Source organism: Paraburkholderia elongata, assembly GCF_013177735.1.
GTDB classification, from domain to species: domain Bacteria; phylum Pseudomonadota; class Gammaproteobacteria; order Burkholderiales; family Burkholderiaceae; genus Paraburkholderia; species Paraburkholderia elongata.
This window is the reverse complement of sequence record NZ_WOEZ01000134.1, coordinates 18,375-42,354: the sequence shown is the minus strand read 5'-3', so window position 1 is coordinate 42,354 and position 23,980 is coordinate 18,375. Positions and strand designations below refer to the sequence as shown.

Here is a 23,980-nt window from a genome sequence, read left to right as displayed (position 1 = left end):
TAGTTTGACAACGAGGGGCAACGCGGGATTACCCGACTATGTGGCAGATGCACATCGAATCGGGCGGAGCGAATGGACAGCGGAATGGCTGTGGATGCCGCGACGCAGGGCGCGCCGGGAGTGGGGCGTAATGGGAGTGGGGGTGACGAGCGCCGGGAGGCGGCGCTCGGGCAGTCTTTCAGGCGGTGCTCAGAAGTTCGTCACGGTTCGTTCGATCTTGCCGAGCCGCACGACGGTTACGCCGGGCCGCAACTGCCGCAGCGACGGCATCACCAGCATGCAGTTGTCGTAAGGCGTGAGCACTGCTTCGCCGTTCGACCAGCCGATGACCGTACCGGCATCCGGAAAGACCTCCAGCCCGGTGTACGGCGCCGCGAAACGAAAATCCATGCTGGTCGCGACCACCGGCTGCGTCACGCGGACGATGTGCTGGGTGGGCGGCAGCGGCGCCAGCCAGCCGTCCGGCAGATCGGCTTCGTCGATCACGCCGGCCAGCAGCAGGAAGCGCGCGGTCGTGTCGCGCGCCACGGCGACCGCGCTGCGTTCCCAGTGCTGGCCGCATTCGATCAGCAACGCGTTTTTCGCGCTATCCGCCGTGCCGAAGCCTTCGTAATCGCGCATGCGGCGGCCTTCGGGATGGCCTTCGTCGCAGATCACCGTGGCGGGCGTGCCGAGACACACTGCAAGGTCGATGCCTTTCTCCAGCGGTCCCGCCACGATCAGCGGCTTGCTCTTCTCATGCATCGAATGCAGATCGAGCAGCGCGTCGACCGTATCGATCACCGGGCGCATCTCGCGTGCGCGGGTCAATTCGCTCGACGTGCGGGACGTATCGTCGAGCATCGCTGCGGTCCAGACGCGATTGAAGTCCTGATCGACGAAGCGGGCCGCATCGGGCTCCGCAGGATCGAAGCGCTGATAGGCGGCGACGTTCGCAAAGGCGAGCGTGAGGCGTCCGCGACGCGGCCTTAACGCGCGGCGCAGCAGTTCGTCGACGACGATCGCCCCGCACACTTCGTTACCGTGCGTGAGTGCGTTGATCATTACATGCGGCCCCGGCACACCCGAGTCGAACGTATGAACGTAGGCGATGCCGGACGACGATTGTTCGTGAACCGAAATATCGGGGAATTCGACTTCGATGGGATAGGCTTCCATGCTCATTCGAAAGTGTCCTCGCAGAGGGTTGGGATCGACAGGCTCAGGCGAGTTTAGCCGCGATGGCCTGGCCGACTTCCGTGGTGTTCGCCTTGCCGCCGAGGTCGCCGGTATGCGGACCTTCGATCAGCGTCGCTTCGATCGCGGCGAGAATCGCGTCATGCGCCTCGCGTTCCGTGCCCTCGTGATTGCCGAGGAAGTCGAGCATCATCGCGGCCGACCAGATCATCGCAATCGGATTGGCGATGTTCTTGCCGGCGATGTCGGGCGCCGAACCGTGCACCGGTTCGAACAGTGAAGGAAACTTGCGTTCCGGGTTCAGATTGCCCGACGGCGCGAGGCCGATCGTGCCCGTGCAGGCAGGACCGAGATCGGAGAGGATGTCACCGAACAGATTGGTGGCGACCACCACGTCGAAGCGGTCCGGGCTCAGCACAAAGCGCGCGCAGAGAATGTCGATGTGCTGCTTGTCCCACGTCACATCCGGATATTGCGCGGCGATTCCGGCCGCACATTTGTCCCACCACGGCATGCTGATCGCGATGCCGTTGCTCTTCGTCGCCACGGTGATCTTCTTGCGTTCGCGCCGTTGCGCGAGATCGAACGCGAACTTCAGCACGCGCTCGCTGCCGTGCCGCGTGAACACGGATTCCTGCAGCACGAACTCACGCTCGGTGCCTTCGAACATCACGCCGCCCACCGACGAATATTCGCCCTCGGTGTTCTCGCGCACGATCCAGAAATCGATGTCGCCCGCCTTTCGGCCCGCGAGCGGCGAAGGCACGCCGGCGAAGAGCCGGGCAGGGCGCAGGTTGATGTACTGGTCGAATTCGCGCCGGAACTTCAGGAGCGACCCCCACAGCGAGATATGGTCGGGCACCGTGTCGGGCCAGCCGACCGCACCGAACAGAATCGCGTCGACGGATTGCAGTTGGGCTTTCCAGTCGTCCGGCATCATCTTGCCGTGCTTTGCGTAGTAGTCGCAGCTCGCCCACTCGATGTGCTGATACTCCAGTTCGATACCGAAGCGCTTTTTCGCCGTGTCCAGCACGCGAATGGCTTCCGGCATCACCTCGACACCGATGCCGTCGCCGGGTATGACCGCAATCCGATAGGTCTTCGACATGTTCCTGCTCCTCCATTGGGACTTTCGATGTTTCGATCGTAGTTATTTTATTCCTGCCGTTTAAGCTTAAAATGCTCGCTTTAGTTAAGCCACTGTGCACGAATCGTGTACAAACAAGCAGCCTATGAATGCCGTCCCGTCACCCGATCTCGGCGATTTGCGCGTGTTTTGTGAAGTGGCGCGCAAATCAAGTTTCAGCGCGGCGGCGGAGGCGCTGTCGGTCTCGCCGGCGTACGTCAGCAAACGCATCAATGTGCTCGAGACTACGCTCGGTACGCGCTTATTGCATCGTTCCACACGGCGCGTCGCGATTACCGAGGCCGGCGAACGCGTCTACACGTGGGCCGAAAAGATTCTCGACGACGTCGACCAGTTGGTGGAAGACGTTTCCACCACGCGCCGCATTCCCGGCGGGAAGCTGCGCATCTCCAGCAGCTTCGGCTTTGGCCGCCGTTTCGTTGCGCCCGCGCTGGCCCGGTTCTCCGAGCGGTATCCGCAACTGAGCGTGCGGCTCGATCTGTTCGACCGTCTCGTCGACGTGGGCGGCGAAGGCTTCGACCTCGATATCCGCATCGGCGACGAGATCGCACCGCATCTGATTGCCAAACGGCTCGCGTCCAATCACCGCGTGCTGTGCGCGTCGCCCGGCTATCTCGCGCGGCATGGCACGCCGCGGCAAGTCGCCGATCTGTCGTCGCACGCGTGTCTCGCGATCAAGGAGCGCGACCATCCATTCGGTTTGTGGCGCTTGACGGTGCGCGGCGAAGCGGCGTCGATCAAGGTCACGGGACCGTTGTCGACCAATCACGGCGAAGTGGCGGTGCAATGGGCGTTGGCCGGACGCGGGATCGTGCTGCGTTCGATGTGGGACGTGCGGCCGTTGCTCGACAGCGGGCAGTTGCAGCAGGTTTTGCCCGAGGTCACGCAACCCGCGAACCTGTGGGCGGTGTACCCGGCGCGGCTCGCTCAGTCGGCGAAGGTACGGGTGTGCGTCGACTTTCTGAGCGAGGAATTCGCGCAATGGAGCCCGCCGCCTGACACAACGGCGGCGGGGCAGGCGAACTGAGTTCGACAATGGATACGTCAGATGAGGTGGGCATCGAGGCATCCGGGCCTATCGATCAGATTTCCAGGCGATAACCCACGCCGTACACGGACGCGATAGGCTCGCTGTCCGGCCGTGCTCCCTGCAGCTTGCGGCGCAGGTTCTTGATATGGCTGTCGATGGTGCGATCGGTGACCACCCGGTGATCCGCATAGAGGTGACTCAGCAGGTAGTCGCGCGAAAAAATGCGTCCCGGCGATTTCATCAGCAGCGCAAGGAGCCGTAACTCAAGCGGCGTGAGCTTGAGCTCCTTGCTGTCGAGTAAAGCAAGATGAAACTGCTCGTCGACTTCGAGACCGCGTGGCGCCTGGGGCAAACCGTCCGCCGCCACCGCAGTAGCCGCAGGCGTTGCACGGCGCAGGATCGCCTTGACGCGCGCCACCACTTCGCGTGGGCTGAACGGTTTGCAGACGTAGTCGTCGGCACCGATCTCGAGACCCAGCAGACGGTCGATTTCGTCGATGCGCGCGGTCAGAATAATCACGGGCAAAGCCGAAAATTGCCGTAGCTCGCGGCAGATATCCATGCCGCTACGCCCGGGCAGCATGAGGTCGAGCAGCATCAGCGCCGGCGGCGTTGAGCGAATGAATGGCATCACCTGATGGCCGTCGTCGAGGATCGTGGTGGCGAAACCCTCGAGGTGCAAGTACGCTTCGAGCACGGCGGCGAGCTTGGGTTCATCCTCGACGATCAGGATGTGCGCGGGACGCCCTTCGGTCATGATGTCAGTCTCCTTCCGGCGGAAAGCGGGCCGTGATCCAAATGCCGCCGAGTGGCGACGCCTTGGCGCCGATCGTACCGCCATGCGCCGTCACAATCGCGTGGCACAGCGAGAGGCCGAGGCCCGCGCCACCGTTCTGACGGCTGCGTGATTCGTCCACGCGATAGAAGCGGTCGAACAGATGGTCGAGCGCGGCCTTGGGCACACCGGGCAGCGAGTCCTGCACATCGAGTTGCCAACCGCTGGCGCTTTGCGAAAGCGACACGTGCACGTGGCCGTCCGGATCGGTATAACGCAAGGAATTTTGCAGCAGGTTTTTCAGCAGTTGTACGAAACGCGCGGGATCGACCGCGAAACTTGTGTTGGCGATTTCCGGCATGCAGCTCAGGTCGAGTTCGATTCGTTTCGCCTTGAACGGCTCCCGCATGGCCTCGATCGAAGCCCGCGCCAGCTGCGCGACATGGGTCGGCGTCTTGCGATAGCTGAGTGCGCCGACATCGCTCAGAGAAAGCTCGTAGAGGTCCTCGATGAGCTTGTTGAGCATGTTCACTTCGGTTTGCAGCGAAGTGAGCGAATCGCGGTTGAACACATGCACACCGTCTTCTATGGCTTCCAGCTCGCCGCGGAGCACGGCGAGCGGCGTGCGCAGCTCGTGTGAAATATCCGCGATGAAATCGCGCCGGGAGCGCTCGGCTTTTTGTAGCGAATCGGCCAATACGTTGAAGTCGCCCGCCAGCCGGCCAAGCTCGTCGCGTCTGCCGGCCGGCACCCGTGTCGTGTAGTCGCCGCCGGCAAGGCGGTGGGTCGCGTTCATCAAACGCTTGACCGGCGCGAGAACGATGCGTGCAAGTATCAGCGCGACTAGCGCCGCGAGCACGACAGCCACGCCCGCGATCTCCCAGGTCGAGCGCTTCTGTTGTGCCTGGAATGCGATGTCGGCAGCGTCCGAAAGGGTATCGGGTCCGTTCACGGAGAGCCAGCCCACGACCTTGCCGTTGTAGACAACCGGTCTCATCGTGCTGCCGGGTGGCGCAGGCTGGCCGGTGCTCGCCACGAGTTCGTGGCTGGCGTCGTAGAGTGTGACGGGCGGCCCGTCGGGCGGCGTGTCACGCGCCACGCTGTCATGCGACGGCGGCGAGGAAGGAGAAGGCGCGAACGAGGCTGAGGGAGCTGAAGGAGTCGGCCGGTCATAGCGACTGTCGCCGCTCACGACACCGCTTGCCGACACACGGTCACGCTCCATCGCCATGTCCGGATTGGACGGTGGCGCCGGCGGCAGGCGCATGCCCCAGTGCGGTCCTTCAGACGGGCCCGAGAGCGGCCCGAGCAGTTGCTGAACGCTGCCGCTTCCGGGAAAGGTTCGCCAGCCCGGCAGCTTGCCCAACTGCGCTGTGGCGAGTTCTTCGCGCAAGGCGTCGTGTGCGGCGCCGTCCAGCAGCGCGAGCCATGCGTCGGGATGCTCGCGTAAGAAATTCCAGTTGCCGTGAGCGGCGTATTCACTCGTGACCTTCGCCATGACGGCTTTGATGCGCCCGGCGTTGCGCTCCCGAACATAGTGCAGGAAACCGTTTTCGAAGCTCACGCGCAAGGCGTAGCCCATCGTTAAGGAAATCGCAAGGCATGCGACTAGTACCGCGAGGAACATTTTCCAAGTAATGCCAAAGCGGCCAAAGCGGCCAAAGCGCATCTTCATTCGCTGTTGCTGCCGCACGCGCGCGAGAAGGGTCCCGAAAGGGCGGCTTGGACGAATTCGGATAGTTTCACTTTGCATGGCTGGATTCTAGATGAACGCTGCGTCAATCCGCAGTTACGGGCGAATCTCCACAACTTCTCCATCCTTTCTTCGTTGTGTCTGCGTGTTGTCTGGATAAGATGGTGTGGCACTTTTATGGTGGCCTGACTAAGAGGCCATATCCGGTGGTCAGTTCCGTCAGTGGAGCAATCTCATGCAAGTCTCTTCACCTGTGAGCCGTGCCGAGTCGCGCGGTTTCCGGCCCGGCCGAAAGACAGTCAACGCTGCCAGCGTCCGTGGCGAGGCTAAAAGCGGTGTTAGCGCACCGCGGGTTACAGACGTCGTGAAGATACGCGGCTACCGCGTTTCCGCGCCCCTCATGCAACCGTGGGGCGAGTGCTGCCGGATCGTCGAGTGGATCAACCGCAACGGTGAGTACTCTTGCATTGCCGTGCGAGGTGCCGCGACCGTGGCCGAGATCAGGGAGCGCGTGCGTATGCATCGCGACGGTCAGCGTCACACCTTGACGGATGACCCCGCTACGCCTGCGGGCCGCGTGCGTCTGCGGCGTGGCTGAGCGCTGCTTAACCTCGCTCACGCAAGTAGGTTGGTCCAGCGGAAAGGGAGTGTAATTTAGCCAAAAAAACTTCGGTATCCTATGGCTGTCTGATTCACAAGTTCAACTTTGAGCATTTCCCTTACATCCTTTTCGCCCGTCCACTATGCGAAGGCGGTTTGTAACTCGGCGATATCACGTTTTGGTGGCGTCCCGAACATCCGCGCATATTCGCGGCTGAACTGCGAGATGCTTTCGTACCCGACCCGATAGGCCGCTCCAGTTACGTTGGCGCCGTCTGTCAACATCAGGCGTCGTGCCTCAAGCAGCCGCAACTGTTTCTGGTATTGGATTGGCGTGAGCGATGTGAGCGATTTGAAGTGCTGGTAAAACGACGACGGACTCATTTGTGCCACATCGGCAAGTTGCTCTATGCGAAAAGGGCGGGCGATGTCATCGTGAAGGAGCCGGATGGCGTTGGCTATCCGTTGCGTGTACCCGTGAGGAGTGGCGAGCTTGCAGATTTCTCCCGCGTGCTTGCCTGTCAGCAGCCAATAGGACACTTCTCTCATGAATGCGGGATAGAGGACTGGCGCAGCTTGGGGCGTGCTTAGCATCTGGACCATTCGGTTGATGCAGTCAGCCAGCGGGCCCTCGACATCCATGACGAATACTCCCATGCCTGCATTTCCACTCGACTTAGGTGGCGGGGTGAGTTGTCCCATTACCTCGCGCAGGACACTGAGATCGAGCTCCAGGATGATACCGAGGTAAGGTCTATCCGTAGTTGACCGAGTGACCCTGCCGACGCCAGGTAGTTCAACGCTAACGACAAGCGCCTGCATTTTCCCGTAATCAAACAGCCTGTCGCCGAACAGCCCCTGTTTTGCCCCCTGTACCGTAATGCAGAGTGCGGGCTTATAGACCACATGGTGCGGAAGACTTTCACCTGTCGTGCGCATCAGAAAGAAACCTTCGATCGGTGTGACGACGGCTCCGTGGTCCCCGCCATTTTCATCAAGGTACTGATTCAGGATGTCGATCATGAGTGGCGACATGCGTGGCCTCTATTCGAACGGGAAACAGCAAACTGCAGCCTATGGGCGATCCTAGCCTTCCCGCCAAAGATAGCGGTGGGCTTTGTAGCATTAGGCAATTTTTTTGAGAATTCCGGCAAGCGGGCAGCGGGCACGTAGCTCATACTTTCTTCACCGACTATTCAAGGTGGAGGCTTCAGATGCTGGGCGAAACGCAACGAAATTCATCGCAAACGGTGGTGATTATCACCGGCGGCAGCCGCGGACTGGGTCGTGCGACCGCCGTCAGTCTGGCTGAACGCGGCACGGACGCCATCATCACCTACCACTCGAACCGGGATCAAGCTGACAGTGTTGTCGCCGAGATCGGGGCGCTGGGCCGGAGAGCGGTCGCTCTGCAGCTCGATGCAGGCAACGTCGGTTCGTTCGGCGCTTTCGTGGCGCAGGTGCAGGACGTACTGCGCAACGAATGGGCGCGGGATCGTTTTGATTTCCTCGTGAACAATGCCGGTACCTATCATCCCGGCCCCATCGGCAAGATTACTGAGGCAGACTTCGACAGGCTCTGCAACATCCATTTCAAGGGTGTCCTCTTCTTGACCCAGCAGCTTCTACCGGTCATCGCCGACGGTGGGAGAATCGTCAATCTTTCCAGTGCCCTCGCCCGCTTCGTGGGGCCGGGCAGTGCTGCCTATGCGTCGATGAAAGGCGCCGTCGAAGTGTTGACGCGCTACATGGCGAAGGAGCTTGCCGGGCGCGGCATTACAGTCAATGCGGTTGCGCCGGGTGCGATCGAAACCGACTTCGCTGGAGGCGCGGTCCGGGACAATCCAGACATCAACAAGGATGTAGCTGCGAACACCGCACTCGGCCGGGCAGGCGTGCTCGACGATATCGGACCGATGATCGCATCTTTGCTCTCCGATGCGAATCGCTGGGTGACAGCTCAGCGCATAGAGGCTTCGGGTGGCATGTACCTCTAACATAGCGACGAATGTAACCGTGAAGTTTCGACGCGGGCCGTCTTGACGCTGATAAACGCGCGAACGATCAGCGCTAGCGTTGAATCGGGACCTCCGCCTTTGCTTTCCGTACAAGCCTGCTCGACGCTCGTGGCCACGTTGTCGAGATGCCGCGCTCTGCCTCGATATTTTCGAGTGCCTTTTGCGCCGCCAGTACAGTCATGTAGACGGCAAGGCAGTGTGTGTATAGCTGCTCGCCCGCGCGCGTAACATCTATGCGCCGGGTCGTTCTCGTGAGAAGTGGTGCTCCAAGCTCCTGTTCCAGGTCGGCGACGATACGACTCAACGTCGACTTGCTTACGCAGACTTCCTTCGCGGCTGCGCTGAAACTTCCGTTCTTGACTACGCACGCGAAGTAAATAAACCGGTTTGCTTCAATCATCGTCGAGTGGTTGCCTGTTCGCTGTGTCATGGTATATCGCCTTGTCGATCCGGAGTTAGCGCTTTAGCTGTCGAGCAGAGTTCGCGCTTCAGCGCGTTACTCTGGTCCCATGCAGAGCACTTACTCCGGTCCCATGCAACGCGGTCGATCAGGACAGTGGGCGCGACACAGCATCGGTCACGACGTCGCCCCAATCGCGGCTGTATGCGATGAAGTAATCGGCGCGACCGCTCAGGGTTCCACGGCTTCGGCCAACACCGGATAGTCGATATAACCTTGTCCATCGCCGCCGAAGAACGTATTGGGGTTCGCATCGTTCAGCGGTGCACCGGTCTTCAGGCGCGCAACGAAATCCGGGTTGGCCAGCACCATCTGGCCATAGGCTTCCAGATCAGCGAGCCCCGATGCGACGTCGGTGCCAGCCTGGTCGCGGGAGCGGCCGGGCCGGTTCAGGATCAGCGTGCCCGTCCAGAGCTTGCGAATGTCAGCCAGCAGCGGTTCGTTGCCCTGATGCGTGACGTGCAGGTACGCCAGACCGAGTTTGTCCAGTTCAGCCACCAGATAGCGGTAGAGCGCCGGTCCTTCGGCGCCTTCGTCGATGCCCCACAGCGTCATGCCGGGGGACAGGCGAATGGCCGTCCTGTCAGCTCCGATTTCTTCGGCGATCGCAGTGGCCACCTCGATGGCAAAGCGGGCGCGGTTTTCGATCGAGCCGCCATATTCATCGGTGCGGGTATTGGCGCTTGCTGCGAGAAACTGATGGACCAGGTAGGCATTCGCACCGTGGATCTCGACGCCATCGGCGCCGGCCTCGATCGCGCGGCGTGCCGCGAAGCGGAAGTCGGACACCGTCTGGCGCACCTCCTCGGTCGTCAGTGCACGCGGTACCGGAATGTCCTGCATCCCCTTGGCCGTGAACATCGGCGTATCGGGCGCCGCGATGGCCGAAGGCGCGACGCTCTGACGATGATGCGGCGTGTTGTCCGGGTGCGACATGCGCCCTGCGTGCATGAGCTGGATGAAGAGATGGCCACCGCGGGCATGCACGGCAGAGGTGATCATCTTCCATCCGGCGACATGCGCGTCGGAATAGATGCCCGGCGTCGCGAGATAACCCTGCCCATCGTCCGAGGGCTGAGTCCCTTCAGTCACGATCAGGCCGACGCTCGCGCGTTGCGCGTAGTACTCCGAGGCCAACTCTCCCGGCGTGCCGTCAAACCCGGCGCGGCTGCGGGTCAACGGCGCCATGACCAGGCGGTTCTTCAGTTCCAGCCTGCCGAGGCGAACGGGAGCAAGCAGGCGTTCAAGTGCGTTCGTAGTCACGATCAACTTCCTTTTCAAAGATGTGTGAGCTACTGTACAAACTAGGAGATTGTTGAAAAAGTGGCTAAATCCGATAACTTTATCTACAGGGATAGATAATCGACATGGACCAGTTGCTAGCCATTCGCGTGTTCGCCCGCGTTGTCGAAGCGGGCGCATTCACGCGTGCCGCCGACTCGCTCGACATGCCGCTCGCCACGGTGAGCAAACTCGTGCGTTTGCTGGAACAGCATCTCGGCGTCAAGCTGCTCCAGCGAACGACGCGACGCGTCACGGTCACGCCCGACGGTGCCGCGTACTACGAGCGCACCTCGCGCGTGCTGAAGGAGCTCGAGGACATCGACACGGGTTTCGCCAGCGCACATCAGCGTCCGCGCGGACGGCTACGCATCGACATTGGCTCGGCGAACGCAAGCTGCGTGTTGATCCCCGCACTGCCCGACTTCATCGCGCGATATCCCGACATACGTGTCGATCTCGGCGTGAGCGACCGGCAGGTCGATCTCATCGGCGAGAACGTAGATTGTGTCGTGCGCGGGGGCAACGCCGACGAGCTGTCGCTAGTCGCACGTCCGCTCGGGCGTGCATCATGGGTGACATGCGCGACACGCGATTATCTGAAGCAGCACGGTAGGCTGACGCATCCCGACCAGCTGAAAAGCGGCCATCGCATCGTGAGCTACGTTTCGGCACGGACCGGACGCGTCATGCCGATGCGTTTTCAGAAAGGCAGCGAGCGACTCGAAATCGGCAGCTTACAGGGCATGGGTGTCAACGAGAGCAACGCACATGTCGCGGCTGGGCTGGCCGGCCTTGGTGTGATTCAAACCTTCTCCTTTGCTGCGAAGGACGCGATCGCGCGTGGCGAGCTCCTGCCGATTCTGTCGACGTGGCAACCGGATCCATATCCCTTCTTCCTCGTGTATCCGCCAGACAGGCACATGAGCCATAGGTTGCGCGTCTTCATCGAATGGGCGACGGAGCGGTTTGCACACAAGTTCGATCGGGCAACGTAGCCCGCGCCGCGAACCTGGCTATTTCGGAATGCGGCGCGCGCTGCAAAGCGGCCGGCGCACAGAAAACGGATTATGCAGACCTTCCCTAGCAGTGGCGGAAGGTCGAAAATAGCACTGCATGGTGGTTCTTTATATCGACCCGATCGTCATACGGCCCCGGCGCCTCGTTCGCCAAACTCCCTGTGCGCGATAAAACTCGCACTTTCGCGCACCCCATAGGAGGGTGACGACTCCGGCGATGGTACGAACATATAGCCTCGTCCGCGCAAGGTCTGAATGAACTTAGGGGCGGACGGATCGGCCTCGATCACGCTGCGCAAGCGGCAGACTGCAACATCCAGACTGGCCTTCTGGCTCTCCGCTCTTCCTAGCTGGCTGTTGACCATCGCGCGCGTCAATAATCGCATCGGATTACTTACAAACAGCTTGAGTAAGGCAAATTCGCCGGATCGCAGCGAGATTTCGCAGCCGTTCTTCACCAGGCGTCGCGTAGCGAAATCTATCTGGTAACTGCCGAACGAACCCTTCTCACGAATTTCCGGCGCGTCGCAAAGCGAGCGGTTGCAGCGTTGCACTGCGCGCTTGATCCTGGCGGTCAGTTCGTGCGGATCGATTGGGTCGACGATATAGTCGTCCGCACCCAATTCGAAAGCGACGATTTTGTCGACGATCTCGTCGGAGGTGCTTTGTACGAATATGGGCATGTCGTAGCCGGCTAAGCGCAGTTGCCGGAGCGCCTCGCGCGCCTCGATCATCGGCGACTCGGCGCGCAATAGAATCGCTGACGGACACTCCCGTTCCACCCGGCTCACAAGCTGAACCGCGCTATACAGTACTGAGAGCGCGATCTGGTTCTTATGAAGGTGAAAGCGCAACTGATCCCGGACTGATTGATCCGGTTCGACTACAAGAAGGCTGATAGTCATAAATCTGCGTTACCTCCCAACCGGAATCGACGGTTGCAGTCTGTGCGATGTTCACCTTCAGCCATTTCAGCCATCCGCTACGTTGGAACGACATATCGAACTCAGAAAGCGGACCGGACACAGTCGCTCTGATGATGAGCGAATGATAGATATCAATGTCGGAGCAACAATGGCGAAATTGAGGAGACTTTGTGAAGTCGGAGCGGGAGGGCGAAGATGCAGCGCTTTGAACGGGCCGTGAACCGATTCAGGCCGAGTGCGTGCCAGGACGGTGGCTGAAAACGCGACCGAATGATGCGTGCGATGCCCGCGGTCCTCATACCATGACCGCGAGCATTGTTCCTGATCAGAACGATGTGCCGATCTGAAACTGGAATTTCTGGTACTTGTCGGTGGCGTGTTTGATCAGTGGGAAGCCAAGAGACAGCTTGAGTGGGCCGATCGGTGAAATCCATTCAAGACCCGCGCCGTAGCTGTACCGCAATCCATTGGCACCCGTGCTGTTACCCTCGTCGCCCCAGACGTTACCCGCATCCATGAACGTGAAGACACGCAGCGTCCGGTCCCAGCCGGTGCCCGGCAGCGGGAACGTCATCTCGACATTGGCCACGACCATGCGCGAGCCGCCGATCGGGTCGCCGGTCGTCTTGTCGGTAGGGCCGAGCGAACCCGCTTCGTAGCCGCGTACCGAGCCGATACCACCCGCGTAGTAGTTCTTGAAGATCGGATACGCTTTCCCGGCAAAGCCGTTGCCGTAGCCGCCTTGAAGATTCAGGCCGAGAATGAAGCCGCGCGCGAATGAGTAGTAATACTGCGCCTGAACGTCCGCCTTGTAATACTCGGTGCCGCCAAGCGGTGTGCCCACTTCGCCATTGCCTTGCAGGAAATAGCCCCGGCTTGGGACCAATGCACTGTCGCGATCGTCGCGGGCCCAGCCCGTTGTGAGCGGCACGTTGTTCACCACGTGGCCGAATTCGGCTACGTAGTCCTTGTAGCTCTGAGGTGTCAAGGAATCCGTCGTCAGCCGGTTCTGTTCGATACCGACGCCGAAATAGACTGTGTCGGCTTCGGAGAACGGAATGCCGAATTTCAGGTCGGCACCGATAGTGAGGATCCGGAAGCTCGTATCGGTATAGTTGTAAAGAGGATAGGTGGTGCGGTAGTAGACGTCGGTGATCCGCTTGATGCCGTCCACTGTGAAGTAGGGATCGGTTTGCGTCACAGTCAGCGTGCGGTAGGTTTTCGCGGTGTTCACATTCAAGGCGAGGCTGGTGCCCGAACCGAACACATTGTCCTGCGACACGCCCGCGGAGAGCACCACCTTGTCCGTCGACGAGTAACCCGCGCCCAGCGTGATGGCACCGGTCGGCTTTTCGCTCACCTTGACGTCCACGTCGACCTGATCGGGCGAACCCTCTACCGGCACCGTGGTGACTTCGACATCCGTGAAGTAGCCGAGACGGTTGACCCGGTCTTTCGACAGCGCGAGGCGGTTCGAATCGAACCACGAGCTTTCGAGCTGGCGCATTTCGCGGCGTACCACTTCATCACGCGTGCGCGTGTTGCCGACCACGTTGATGTGACGCACGTACACACGGCGGCTCGGGTCCACTTGCAGCGTCAGGTCGACGGTGCGATGTTCCTGATCGATCTGCGGCTGCGCGTTGACGGTGGCGAACGCATAGCCGTACTCGCCGAGTCTGTCGACGATGGCTTTAGTGGTGGCCTGAAGCTTTTCGGCGGAGAAACGCTCGCCAGGTTTGACATTGACCAGCTTCGCCAGCTCGGGCTCGCGATCGAGCAGGTTGCCCGCGAGCTTGATCGATGAAATCGTGTACGGCTCGCCTTCATGCAGCGTGACCGTCAGGTACATCTCTTTCTTGTCCGGCGTAAGCGACACCTGAGTCGACTCGAAGTTGAACTCCAGATAGCCGCGGTTCAGGTAATACGAACGAATGTGCTCCAGGTCCCCGGTCAGCTTGTCTTTCGCGTACAGGTCGTTCTTCGTGTACCACGAGAACCAGTTCGGCGTGGACATTTGCATTTCATCGCGTAACGTGTCCTGGCTGAATGCCTTGTTGCCGATGAAGTTGATCTGGCGGATCTTCGCGCTCGGACCTTCTACGACCGAGAACAGCACTGCCACCCGGTTGCGGTCGATCGGCGTGATCGTGGTGGTGACTTGGGCGGCGTAATAGCCGCGCGTCAGGTACTGGCGCTTCAGCTCCTGCGCGGCTTTGTCGACCAGCGCCTTGTCGTAGTAGCGCCCTTGCGACAGCCCGACCGAATTGAGTGCCTTGGTGAGGTTTTCCTTGTCGAACTCATGAATGCCGGCGAAGTCGATCGTGCCCACGGCCGGGCGTTCCTCAACCCGAACGATGACGGTATTGCCTTCAGTCGAGATCTTGACGTCATTGAAGAAGCCTGTGGCATACAGCGCGCGAATGGCTTCCGAAGCCTTGTCGTCGCTAAACATGCCGCCTTGCTTGATAGGAAGATAGGCAAACAGGGTGCCGGGTTCGATGCGTTTGAGTCCCTCGATCCGGATGTCTTGCACGACGAACGGCTGTGCCGCGTGAGCCGACCCGGCACTCAGCGTGATGCCGGCGAGCGAGAGCGCGCCCGCGATACGGCTCGTTAAAGTTTGAAGATTCATCTTGGGGTTCTGTCCTGATGCTGCGCGCGAAGCGCAAACAAGAACGCTCGACAGCGAGCGATGCATTCGAAACGACGTTCCATGGCACTGGAAAGCGCGAAGTATAGGAGCGTGTTTCCCTGCTATCCGTTACTGAAAACTTACCGCCCATTAGGGTTGCTAACGTACGTGTCGCGCCGGCTACTCGGGCCGGTGCGGATTACAGTGCGAGCGTCGAAATAATGCGTTACAGATCCAAAGGAAGCGTAGGGCGCGCGTAACCTGAAGCCGTTCTTGCGCTGGTATCGTCAAATGGTCGGCTTCCGCTACCTGCGTAGCACCATTTGGAGAATTGATCATGATCGAATTTCTTTCACCGGCGATTCTTGCGGCTGTCTTGCGCGTCAGCTCATCGCCGATCTTTTCAGCATGCCTGGCGATGGCGTCGAAGCGCACGCTGCGCGACGTGTCCGGCAGCACGGTGAGCGCCGCGCAGGGGAGGGCCGTGAACCATGCCGCGGGCAAGCAGGAGGGCGCGCGCCGTGTCTGATCCGTCGACCTTCATGCTGAATTCGATCAGCGATATGCAACTGACGGCGGATGGTCAATATCTGCTGATACACGGCAATCAACCCACGGCGGCACTCCACCGTTCGGTGCTCAATGACCTGCTGGTTGCGCTCCCGAACGCAATCGAGCACGCCGACCGCGTGATTCATAACAATCAGGAAATGGGCTTTGCGCTGCACTGCCAGGGCTGGGAAGTCGGCAGGCTGAACGGCATGGAAATGGTGGTGATCCGGTTCCGTTTATCCGGCAGCGCGGGGCTGTCGTTTTCTTTGCCCGCAGAGCAGATTCCGTATCTGCTGCAGGCGCTGGGTGGCGCAGCGAGCGCGGCAGGCGCGGCGGATCCCCGCTCTAACGACGTCACGCTCCAATAGCGCCGCGGGCACTCGCCGCTGTTCATCCTGACGCAGCTCAGGGCTTCTGTTCGCCTTGATGCCGCCTTGATGCGTCTGTCATCCTTTCCGATCCTTATCTGTTTTGATACTACGCGGTGTATTTCGACGCCTACGCTTAAGGCCTCTCGTTTCGTTCATGCTGGGTACGGCTGGATGCGTGCCGCTTGCCGGATATGCACAATTAGTCGGCGCGTCTGCGATTCCGGAACCGCTCGACGGTATCTGGGGTCTGCGGCTTGATCCGCAATTGACCGAGCAGCCCTTACCGGCGGGCGACAAGCCCGCTACTTCGGTCATTGCCGATTCAGCCACCACCACGACCGGCACGGACGTTTCGCTGAAGGGACACGCACAACTGCGGCGCTACGCGTCGATCGTCAAGGGCGATGCGCTGCACTACGACGTCGATACCGATAAGGCCGACGCTTACGGACAGGTGCGACTGGTCGACAACGGCAATGTGTTCGATGGTCCGGACGCGCATTTTTACGTCGAAGCGAATGAAGGCTACATCAGCGTGCCCAAGTATCGGTTTCATCTAACGGGAGGATGGGGTAGCGCTCAACGCGTGGATCTGGTCGATAACGAGCGCACGGTCGTTCATCACGGCACGTACAGCACCTGCCAATGCGAGTCGGATCCTGCGTGGTATCTGAAGGCATCCGAATTCGACATCGACAGCGGCAACGACGAAGGGATCGCACATAACGGCGTGCTGTTTTTCCAGGGTGTGCCGCTCCTGGCGAGTCCGTGGTTATCGTTTCCCTTGTCCGGCGCGCGGCGCAGCGGCTTGCTGCCGCCCACGTTCTCGATCAGTTCGACCAACGGTGTCGACGTCGCGTTGCCGTACTACTTCAACCTCGCACCGAACTATGATTTGACGCTAACGCCTCGCATCATGTCGAAACGAGGCGAGATGTTGACGGCAGACTACCGCTATCTCCAGCCGAACGATTCGGGGTCGATCTCGGTCGCGTGGCTGCCGCACGATGCGATCACCAAAACCGACCGTTACTCGATTGCGCTGAGTCAGAACTGGAAGCTCGGCTCGGGCTTTGGCGCCTACGTCAACTACAACCGGGTGTCGGACTCGACGGTGGTGACCGATCTTGCGTCGGGTGTCGCGTTTCCGACGGGTTCCACCACGCTGTATCAGCAGGAAGCGGGTTTGACTTACACAAACGGACCGTGGAGTGTGTTGGCTCGCGAGCAACGTTGGCAAGCTTTTACCAGCGACTCGACGTATAACCGCGAACCGCAGGTCAATGTTCATTACGCGCGCTATAACGTGGGCGGTTTCGACTTCGGCGCCGAAGCGGATGCGACGCGCTTCACGATCTCGTCAGCGGATGCGACACAAGGCAGCCGCTTCGTTTTCAACCCGTACGTCAGCTATCCGATCGAGCGTCCCGGCTGGTTCATTACGCCGAAGCTCGCATGGCATTTCGCGGCGTATGACCTGACGACGATCGGATCGAATGCGCCTGCCGGGCAGCCGAAGACGTTCGACGTCAACGTGCCGACATTCAGCCTCGATTCGGGAATGCGCTTCGAACGAAGCGTGCGGCTCTTCGGGCAGTCGTACATTCAGACGCTCGAACCGCGGCTGTTCTATGTGTACACGCCTTACCGCAACCAGTCGTTCGCGCCGTTGTTCGATACGGCGACGGCCGATTTCGGGCTGGCGGAACTGTTCATGCCCAACAGCTTCGTCGGCAATGATCGGGTGTCCGATGCCAACCGCCTCACTGCGGCCTTGACGACGCGTTTCATCGATCCTGCGAGTGGCGACGAACGGGCCCGTTTCGTCCTTGCCGAGCAGTACGACTTTCGCACGCCACGCGTGACCCTCAACACAGACGATGCAATTGGCACCGTCGCGCGCACAAGTGTGATTGGCGGCGCCTCGTACAAGCTGGGTCCGGGTTTTTCAGCGGAACAGGCCGTGGAGTACAGCCAGGCCAACCGCTATCTCACGAATGCGGAAGCCGGTTTCGGCTGGTCGCCGGCCGCACGGCAGGTGTTGAATGTCGCGTATCGCTACACGCGCGCCAACAGCACGCTCGACTATCAACCGGTCAATCAGTTCATCGTGTCTGAGCAATGGCCGCTCTCGCACAACGTTGGCAGCGTTGCGCGTATCAATTACGACATGAGCACCCATCGGCTGATGGCAGGCTTGCTGGGACTTCAATACGATGCGGATTGCTGGTCGCTCGGCGTGGCGTTCGAGAAATACACCAACGCCACCAGCTCGACCACGTCGCCCAGCACGGGCACGCGTGTGTTGATGCAGCTCCAGCTCAAAGGCTTTTCCCAGGTCGATAACGGCTTGCTCAATCAGTTTCGCGCGAATGTGCCTGGTTATACGCCGGCGACAACGGAAAGCGAACCGACGTCGCGGTTTAGCGATTATCCGTAAGACGGGATGTCGTACTAGTTGTGGTTCTGCGAGAACAACGTTTCGAGCGGATAGTGACTCTTCACGAACGGCGACTTGATGATCACGTAGCTGAAGTACTTCTCGATGCCGATATCGCGCTCCAGCAAGCCCTCGACAATGCTCTGATAGTGGCTCACGCTGCGCGTGACGAACTTCAGCAAATAGTCATAGCCGCCGCTCGCCAGATGGCACTCGACGATCTCGTCGACGTCTTTGATCGCATTCACGAACTTGATGAAATCTTCCCGCCGATGATCGGCGAGCGTGACTTCGGTAAACACGATCTGCACGTCGCCGAGTTTTTCGAGCTGGATCTGCGCGCCGTAGCCGATGATGTAGCCGGCTTTCTCCAGACGCTTGACGCGGATAAGGCAAGGACTGGGCGAAAGGCCGACCGCGTCGGCAAGCTCGACGTTGGTTATGCGGCCTTTCTTCTGCAACTGTGAAAGTATGCGCAGGTCAATTCGGTCTAGCTTGCTGTCGCTGCTCATCGTAACGTTATCGCTCCGGCGATGGGTGAAAGGGTCTCGAAGGACCCTCTACTCTAGCATGCAGTGGCATGATTTTTGACCTTCAGCGCGGCCCGGACATCGGCTTGCGCGAGAACGTCGTCGAGGGTCTTTTCGAGGCGCTCGAACATCAGATCGAACTCCGCCTCCGTGTACGACAGCGCCGGCGCAAAGCCGAGAATGTTGTCGCCGAACGCGCGGAAAATCAGGCGGTTTTCATACGCCGCAGCAGCGATCCGTTCGGACAGTTTCAGCGCAGGATCGAAACCTGCCTTGCTGTCTTTGTCCGATACCAGTTCGAGTGCGCCGAGCAGGCCACGATGGCGCGAGTCGCCCACCAGCGGATGCGCGAGCAGCGCGTCGAGGCCGCGGGCGAAACGCGGGCCTCGTGCCACGCCGTTCGCAAGCAGGCCGCCTTCGTGATAGAGGCGCAGCACTTCGAGACCGATCGCCGCGCTGACCGGATGCGCCGAATACGTATGGCCGTGGCCGACGATCGCTTCGGCGTCGCCATCGGCGATACCTTGATAGATTTCATCAGACATCAGCACGGCGCCCATCGGCGCATAGCCTGAGGTCAAACCCTTTGCCACCGTCATCAAATCCGGTTCGACGTTTTCGCCCTGGCACGCGAATAGCGGACCCGTACGGCCGAAACCGGTGATGACTTCATCGGCGACGAACAGAATGCCGAGCTTACGGCAGCTTTCACGCATCGCTTTCAACCAGCCGACCGGCGGCACGATCACGCCGCCCGAGCCCTGAATCGGTTCGCAGAAGAAGGCCGCGACGTTGTCCGCGCCGAGCTCGGCCACCTTCGCTTCGAGCGCGGCCACCGAGGCGGCGATCAACGCGGCGTCGTCGGCGAAATCGTTGCGGTACGCGTACGGCGACGGCAGGTGATGCTGGTTCGGCAGCGGCAGATCGAAATTGCGGTGAAACGCGGGCAATGCGGTCAGCCCTGCGCCCATCGTCGACGAGCCGTGGTAGCCGCGTTGCAGTGCGATGATGTGTTTCTTCGACGGCCGCCCGGTTGCGTTGAAGTAGTGTGTGATGAAACGGATGGCCGAATCGACTGCATCGGAACCGCCGAGCGTGAAATACACGTGTTGCAGCGAAGCTGGCGACACTTCCACCAGCTTTTGCGCCAATTCGATCGCCGGGGCCGAGCCGAAATGGAAATAGCCGGTCGCGTAGGGCAGTTTCTTCATCTGCTCGGTGGCGGCATCGACAATGCTCTGCTGGCCGTAGCCTACATTGACGCACCACAGGCCCGAGAAGGCGTCGAGCAGTTCGTTGCCGGCCGCGTCGCGCAGGAACGCGCCGCGGGCGGACTCGAGGACGGTAACGCCGCGGGCTTCGTGCGCGCGGTAGTTGATAACCGGGTGAATCAGATGCTTGCGGTCGGCTTCGATAAGCGAATGAATCGGCATGATGGTTTCTCGTCGCGGGAAAGGGCTGTTGACCGTTCCATACTACTGACCCACGAGGATCACCTGCTCACCTAAACAATTGTCCGAAAAGCGCACCCGACGCGTTTTGATACGTGGCCTTAGCATTTTCTGCTGCGGACGCTGAAAAGCCGCGGCGGGTGGGCGTTTCAATCAGTGCCGCGTTCAATATCCCCGGGTCCGGTCAATCTGACCGAGCATCGGCAGGCCTTTGCGATGGCGGCGCAGATTATCGAGCACTACGTCGACGGCGCTTTCGGGCCGCGTAGCGCTGGCGATATGGGGCGTGATGCGCACACGTGGATGCGTCCACAACGGATGACCGGCGGGCAGCGGCTCGGGATCGGTGACGTCGAGAATGGCGTTGTGCAACTGGCCGCTGTCTAGCGCCGCCAGCAGATCATCCTGGTTCAGATGCGGACCGCGCCCTGTTTGAATCAGCGACGCGCCGCGCGGCAGCTTCGCGAACAAGCCGGCATCGAGCAGGCCGCGTGTGGCGGGCGTTAGCGGCAACAGGCAGATCAGGATGTCGGTGCGGGCGAGAAACTCATCCAGCGCGCCTTCGCCTGCATAGCAATCGACGCCCTCGATCTCGCGCGGCGAACGGCTCCAACCCGCGCAAGCGAAGCCGAATAGCCGCAGCTTTTCCAGCACCGCCGTACCCAGCACGCCGAGCCCCAGCACGCCAATGCGGCGCGCGCTGGCCAGCTTGAGCGGCAGTTCACGCCAGACCTGCTGTTGTTGCTGAAGACCATAGTCGAACAGATCGCGATGAATCGTCAGCACGGCTTGCGTGACGTACTCGACCATTCCTTCGACAATGCCTGGCTCGATCATCCGCACCACCGGTATATGTGCCGGCACGCCTGACAGGTCGAACTGGTCGATGCCCGCGCCGACCGAGAACACGATTTCGAGGTTCGGGAAGGTGCGGGTGGGATCTTCCGGCGGTTGCCAGGCGGCGAGGTAGCGGATCGCGGCCGGGTTGCCGAGGTCGGGCCAGATATGAAACGGCAGGTCCGGCGCTTTCTGCGCGAAGAGTTTGGCCCATTGCGCGCCACGCGCCGGGTCGGCTTTATAAAGGAAGGCCATGATGGATCAGCAGATCGCCTGATTGATGATGCCGTATTGCAGATAAGGCGCGTTCTTGCCGGTGGCGGTGCTGGCGCTTGCATTGCCTGCGTTCGCAAGATCGGCGGGCGTGGCGTGCTGAACCATTTTGACGACCGTATCGACCCGCGGCAGTCCCAACTGCTCCAGCCATTCGGTTAGCCCGCTCTCGCCCGGCGTATCGATGCGTACGAAGACGCCCTCGTTAAGCGCCAGCCAGTGGCTGATCAACGCCTTGGCGCGGCTCGAATCCTTCGACGCGGGCGCGACAACCGGTCCAATCGCAAAGCCCCGTCCGAAGCGGCGGAACAGGGCGAAGCCGATCAGCTCGCCGTCGCGATCGAGGGCGATGCCATCGGCGGCGCTCAACAGTGCGGGCAAGACTTCTCCACGGTCGAGGCCGCTTGCCTGCGACGCCAGTTCGACCAGCCGCGCCGTATCGCTCGAGCCGAGCGGGCGCAAGCGTTCCCCGGGCGGCAAGGAAACGAGCGGCGGCTGGAATGCCGCGCCCTGATGCTGGTCTAGCGTGCCGACCGCGCGAAAGCCGAGCTTTTCGTACAAAGGCTGTCCCGCCGTGGTGGCGTGCAGAAACGTAACCCGGCCGCCGAGTTCTTCCAGCACCAGATCCATCAGCTTTCTGCCGATGCCGCGCCCTTGCTGCTCGGGGGACACGATCACCATGCCGAGCGAGGCCCGGTCGGCGCCGTATTTCCAGCACAACGCCGTGCCGATCACGCCGCTCGCGTCTTCCGCAACGAAACCCACACCCAATTGCGCGACGAATCTCCAGTCGTCCGCGCGATGCGGCCATTTGAGCTCGACCGTCAGCGCATGCGCGGCGGCGATGTCGTCGTGGGTGAAGGGTCTATAGGTAATCGAATCGGACACGCCGTACTCCCAGAATGGCTGAAGGCTTACGCCGTCACTTTGTCATCCGGTGCGCGGTGTGACTAGGACGATCTTTTTATCCGGGGCGCTGGAAAGGGCCGCATCGCAAATCGATGCAAAACACCCAGTCTGGGGGCTCATTACAAGCGTGTTCTGCCGTGGAGGGATTTTTGTCGGCGACATATGCCGCGCCCGCGGCTCTACGATTTTGTCATGGCGGCGGCGTGGTCGAGACGCACCGCCCGGGACTAACAGCCAGTCACACAGGAAACTTTGCTCATGGACAGCTTCAATCCGGACGACGTCGCGATTCGCAGCGGGCATTTCATCGGCGGTGAGTATGTGGAGGGGGGCGTGCGTAGCGGCGTGCGCAGCGACGTGCGTAGCGGCGGGCGCCGCATCGAGGTGGCGCGTCCCTCGGACGGCGTGATCTACGCCTCTGTGCCGCTCGCCGACGCCGAGATGGTGGATCGGGCGGTGGAGAACGCGTGGCAGGCTTTTAGAACGAGCGGCTGGGCGCGCATGGCGCCACGTGAGCGCGCGAAGATCCTGCGCCGTTTCGCCGAGCTGGTCGAAGCCGATGCGCCGTTTTTGGGCCGTCTGGAGGCGCTTGGTTCGACCCGTCCGATCGCTCAGGCAATCGGTTGGGATGTGCCGTTCACCGCCGAAGGCATCCGCTTCTACGCCGAATTTGCCGACAAGCTGGGCGGCGATGTGACCGCAACCGATCACGACCACCTCGGCATGACGATCGCTGAGCCGTATGGCGTGATCGGTGCCATCGCGCCGTGGAACTTCCCGCTGGTGATGGCTTCGTGGAAGATCGCGCCCGCACTGGCGGCGGGCAACGCCGTCGTGCTGAAGCCGTCCGAGATGACGCCGTTTTCGGTGTTGCGGCTCGCCGAACTGGCCATCCAGGCAGGCGTGCCTGCGGGTATCTTCAACGTGGTTCAAGGCGACGGTCGCGTCACCGGCGACGAACTGGTGCGCCATCCGAAGATCAGCAAGGTCACTTTCACCGGCTCCACGCGTACCGGCGCCGCGATCATGGCGGCTTGCGCCAATAGCGGTACCAAGCCGGTCACGCTCGAACTCGGCGGCAAGAGTCCGCAAATCGTGTTCGCCGATGCCCCGCGTCTCGACGACGTGGCCCGCCGGATCGCCGGCGCCATCACCGGCAACGCCGGCCAGGTGTGCGTGGCGGGCTCGCGGCTGCTGGTCGAGCGAAGCCTGGCGGAGCCGCTGGCCGAGCGCATCGGCAAGGTCTTCGCCGAGTTGAAACCCGGCGCGACGTGGGCCACCGGCACCACGTTGTCGCCGATCATCTCCGCGCCACAGGCGGCGCGCATCGAAGGGATCGTCGGGCGCACGCTGGAGGCGGGCGCGACGCTGCGCTATGGCGGCGTGCGGATTGACGGCGGGGCGGCTGGCGCGTCGAGCGGGGCGTTCTATACACCGACGCTCCTGACGGACGTTACGGCCCACTCCGAAGCCGTGCGCGAAGAAGTGTTCGGCCCCGTGCTGACGCTGCAGACCTTCGACACCGAAGAAGAAGCGCTCTCGCTTGCCCAGCATCCCGAGTACGGCCTCGCTGCGGGTGTGCACACTGCCGACCTCGGCCGGGCGCTGCGCTTCGTGCGTGGCCTCGAGGCGGGGACGGTCTGGGTCAACCGCTACGGCCGCACCTCCGACTTCATGATCCCCACAGGCGGCTACAAGCGCTCCGGCATCGGCAAGGACCTCGGCCGCCAGGCTTACGAGGCAAACCTGCGCTTCAAGAGCGTGCTGATCGACCTGCGGCCTTGATTCCCCCAATACCAATACGGACGGGGCTTCCAGCCCGTCCACCGCAGACTGTGCTGCGCAACGGCCTCAAAA

Annotated in this window: 21 protein-coding genes; 8 read left to right on the top strand and 13 right to left on the bottom strand. The window is 61.2% G+C overall.

Features of this window, described 5'->3' with window-relative positions:
- Positions 1–189 precede the first annotated feature (189 nt).
- Positions 190–1,164, bottom strand: coding sequence for a M14 family metallopeptidase (locus tag GNZ13_RS24890; RefSeq protein ID WP_172169185.1), 975 nt, complete (start codon positions 1,162–1,164; stop codon positions 190–192).
- Positions 1,165–1,201: 37 nt separating this feature from the next.
- Positions 1,202–2,284 (bottom strand): tartrate dehydrogenase, encoded by a 1,083-nt coding sequence (locus GNZ13_RS24885; RefSeq protein WP_172169182.1) that lies wholly within the window; start codon positions 2,282–2,284, stop codon positions 1,202–1,204.
- A gap of 124 nt (positions 2,285–2,408) precedes the next feature.
- Between GNZ13_RS24885 and GNZ13_RS24880 the strand changes: the two genes are divergently transcribed.
- Positions 2,409–3,350 carry a LysR substrate-binding domain-containing protein gene (locus GNZ13_RS24880; RefSeq protein ID WP_172169179.1) on the top strand — a complete coding sequence of 314 codons (942 nt, stop codon included), beginning with the start codon at positions 2,409–2,411 and terminating at the stop codon, positions 3,348–3,350.
- Positions 3,351–3,405: 55 nt separating this feature from the next.
- On the opposite strand, the gene GNZ13_RS24875 is transcribed toward GNZ13_RS24880, so the two are convergent.
- A complete protein-coding gene (locus GNZ13_RS24875) occupies positions 3,406–4,110 on the bottom strand; it encodes a response regulator (protein ID WP_172169176.1) in 705 nt (234 codons plus the stop codon).
- A 4-nt stretch (positions 4,111–4,114) separates the two neighbouring features.
- Complete coding sequence (locus tag GNZ13_RS24870; RefSeq protein ID WP_236002173.1) at positions 4,115–5,803, bottom strand: ATP-binding protein; 1,689 nt, start codon at positions 5,801–5,803, stop codon at positions 4,115–4,117.
- A gap of 253 nt (positions 5,804–6,056) precedes the next feature.
- On the opposite strand from GNZ13_RS24870, the gene GNZ13_RS24865 reads away from it, so the two are divergent.
- Positions 6,057–6,419 carry a DUF2866 domain-containing protein gene (locus tag GNZ13_RS24865; protein ID WP_172169173.1) on the top strand — a complete coding sequence of 121 codons (363 nt, stop codon included), beginning with the start codon at positions 6,057–6,059 and terminating at the stop codon, positions 6,417–6,419.
- Between the two features lie 143 nt (positions 6,420–6,562).
- On the opposite strand, the gene GNZ13_RS24860 is transcribed toward GNZ13_RS24865, so the two are convergent.
- The gene (locus GNZ13_RS24860; protein ID WP_172169170.1) at positions 6,563–7,456 is read right to left on the bottom strand and encodes an AraC family transcriptional regulator; all 894 of its coding nucleotides are present in this window, start codon (positions 7,454–7,456) and stop codon (positions 6,563–6,565) included.
- A gap of 179 nt (positions 7,457–7,635) precedes the next feature.
- Between GNZ13_RS24860 and GNZ13_RS24855 the strand changes: the two genes are divergently transcribed.
- Positions 7,636–8,418: an SDR family NAD(P)-dependent oxidoreductase gene (locus tag GNZ13_RS24855; RefSeq protein WP_172169167.1), complete on the top strand. Its 783-nt coding sequence runs from the start codon at positions 7,636–7,638 to the stop codon at positions 8,416–8,418.
- Between the two features lie 73 nt (positions 8,419–8,491).
- Here GNZ13_RS24855 and GNZ13_RS24850 read toward each other — a convergent pair whose 3' ends face one another.
- Positions 8,492–8,869 carry a LysR family transcriptional regulator gene (locus GNZ13_RS24850; RefSeq protein ID WP_172169164.1) on the bottom strand — a complete coding sequence of 126 codons (378 nt, stop codon included), beginning with the start codon at positions 8,867–8,869 and terminating at the stop codon, positions 8,492–8,494.
- 201 nt (positions 8,870–9,070) lie between these two features.
- On the bottom strand, positions 9,071–10,162 hold the full coding sequence (locus tag GNZ13_RS24845; protein WP_328807286.1) for an alkene reductase: 1,092 nt from the start codon (positions 10,160–10,162) through the stop codon (positions 9,071–9,073).
- A gap of 104 nt (positions 10,163–10,266) precedes the next feature.
- On the opposite strand from GNZ13_RS24845, the gene GNZ13_RS24840 reads away from it, so the two are divergent.
- Positions 10,267–11,178: a LysR family transcriptional regulator gene (locus tag GNZ13_RS24840; RefSeq protein WP_172169161.1), complete on the top strand. Its 912-nt coding sequence runs from the start codon at positions 10,267–10,269 to the stop codon at positions 11,176–11,178.
- A gap of 146 nt (positions 11,179–11,324) precedes the next feature.
- Here GNZ13_RS24840 and GNZ13_RS24835 read toward each other — a convergent pair whose 3' ends face one another.
- Together GNZ13_RS24835 and bamA are read right to left on the bottom strand one after the other, a co-directional pair.
- Positions 11,325–12,104 carry a winged helix-turn-helix domain-containing protein gene (locus tag GNZ13_RS24835; protein ID WP_172169158.1) on the bottom strand — a complete coding sequence of 260 codons (780 nt, stop codon included), beginning with the start codon at positions 12,102–12,104 and terminating at the stop codon, positions 11,325–11,327.
- 346 nt (positions 12,105–12,450) lie between these two features.
- The gene (gene bamA / locus GNZ13_RS24830) at positions 12,451–14,760 is read right to left on the bottom strand and encodes an outer membrane protein assembly factor BamA (protein WP_172169155.1); all 2,310 of its coding nucleotides are present in this window, start codon (positions 14,758–14,760) and stop codon (positions 12,451–12,453) included.
- Positions 14,761–15,097: 337 nt separating this feature from the next.
- On the opposite strand from bamA, the gene GNZ13_RS24825 reads away from it, so the two are divergent.
- The 3 genes from GNZ13_RS24825 (at position 15,098) to GNZ13_RS24815 (ending at position 18,123) form a co-directional block, all read left to right on the top strand.
- Positions 15,098–15,289, top strand: coding sequence for a hypothetical protein (locus GNZ13_RS24825; protein WP_172169151.1), 192 nt, complete (start codon positions 15,098–15,100; stop codon positions 15,287–15,289).
- Entirely contained in the window at positions 15,282–15,680 is a 399-nt protein-coding gene (locus GNZ13_RS24820) for a hypothetical protein (RefSeq protein WP_172169148.1), read from the top strand. Before GNZ13_RS24825 ends, GNZ13_RS24820 begins: the two co-directional genes overlap by 8 nt.
- A gap of 157 nt (positions 15,681–15,837) precedes the next feature.
- A complete protein-coding gene (locus GNZ13_RS24815; protein WP_172169145.1) occupies positions 15,838–18,123 on the top strand; it encodes an LPS-assembly protein LptD in 2,286 nt (761 codons plus the stop codon).
- A 14-nt stretch (positions 18,124–18,137) separates the two neighbouring features.
- Here GNZ13_RS24815 and GNZ13_RS24810 read toward each other — a convergent pair whose 3' ends face one another.
- The 4 genes from GNZ13_RS24810 to GNZ13_RS24795 form a co-directional block, all read right to left on the bottom strand.
- Complete coding sequence (locus tag GNZ13_RS24810; protein ID WP_120295970.1) at positions 18,138–18,635, bottom strand: Lrp/AsnC family transcriptional regulator; 498 nt, start codon at positions 18,633–18,635, stop codon at positions 18,138–18,140.
- 53 nt (positions 18,636–18,688) lie between these two features.
- The gene (locus tag GNZ13_RS24805; RefSeq protein ID WP_172169142.1) at positions 18,689–20,086 is read right to left on the bottom strand and encodes an aspartate aminotransferase family protein; all 1,398 of its coding nucleotides are present in this window, start codon (positions 20,084–20,086) and stop codon (positions 18,689–18,691) included.
- 183 nt (positions 20,087–20,269) lie between these two features.
- Complete coding sequence (locus GNZ13_RS24800) at positions 20,270–21,196, bottom strand: 2-hydroxyacid dehydrogenase (protein ID WP_172169140.1); 927 nt, start codon at positions 21,194–21,196, stop codon at positions 20,270–20,272.
- Positions 21,197–21,202: 6 nt separating this feature from the next.
- Positions 21,203–22,102 (bottom strand): GNAT family N-acetyltransferase, encoded by a 900-nt coding sequence (locus tag GNZ13_RS24795; protein WP_172169138.1) that lies wholly within the window; start codon positions 22,100–22,102, stop codon positions 21,203–21,205.
- Positions 22,103–22,381: 279 nt separating this feature from the next.
- Here GNZ13_RS24795 and GNZ13_RS24790 point away from each other — a divergent pair, with 279 nt between their 5' ends.
- On the top strand, positions 22,382–23,908 hold the full coding sequence (locus GNZ13_RS24790) for an aldehyde dehydrogenase family protein (protein WP_172169136.1): 1,527 nt from the start codon (positions 22,382–22,384) through the stop codon (positions 23,906–23,908).
- Positions 23,909–23,980 lie beyond the last annotated feature (72 nt).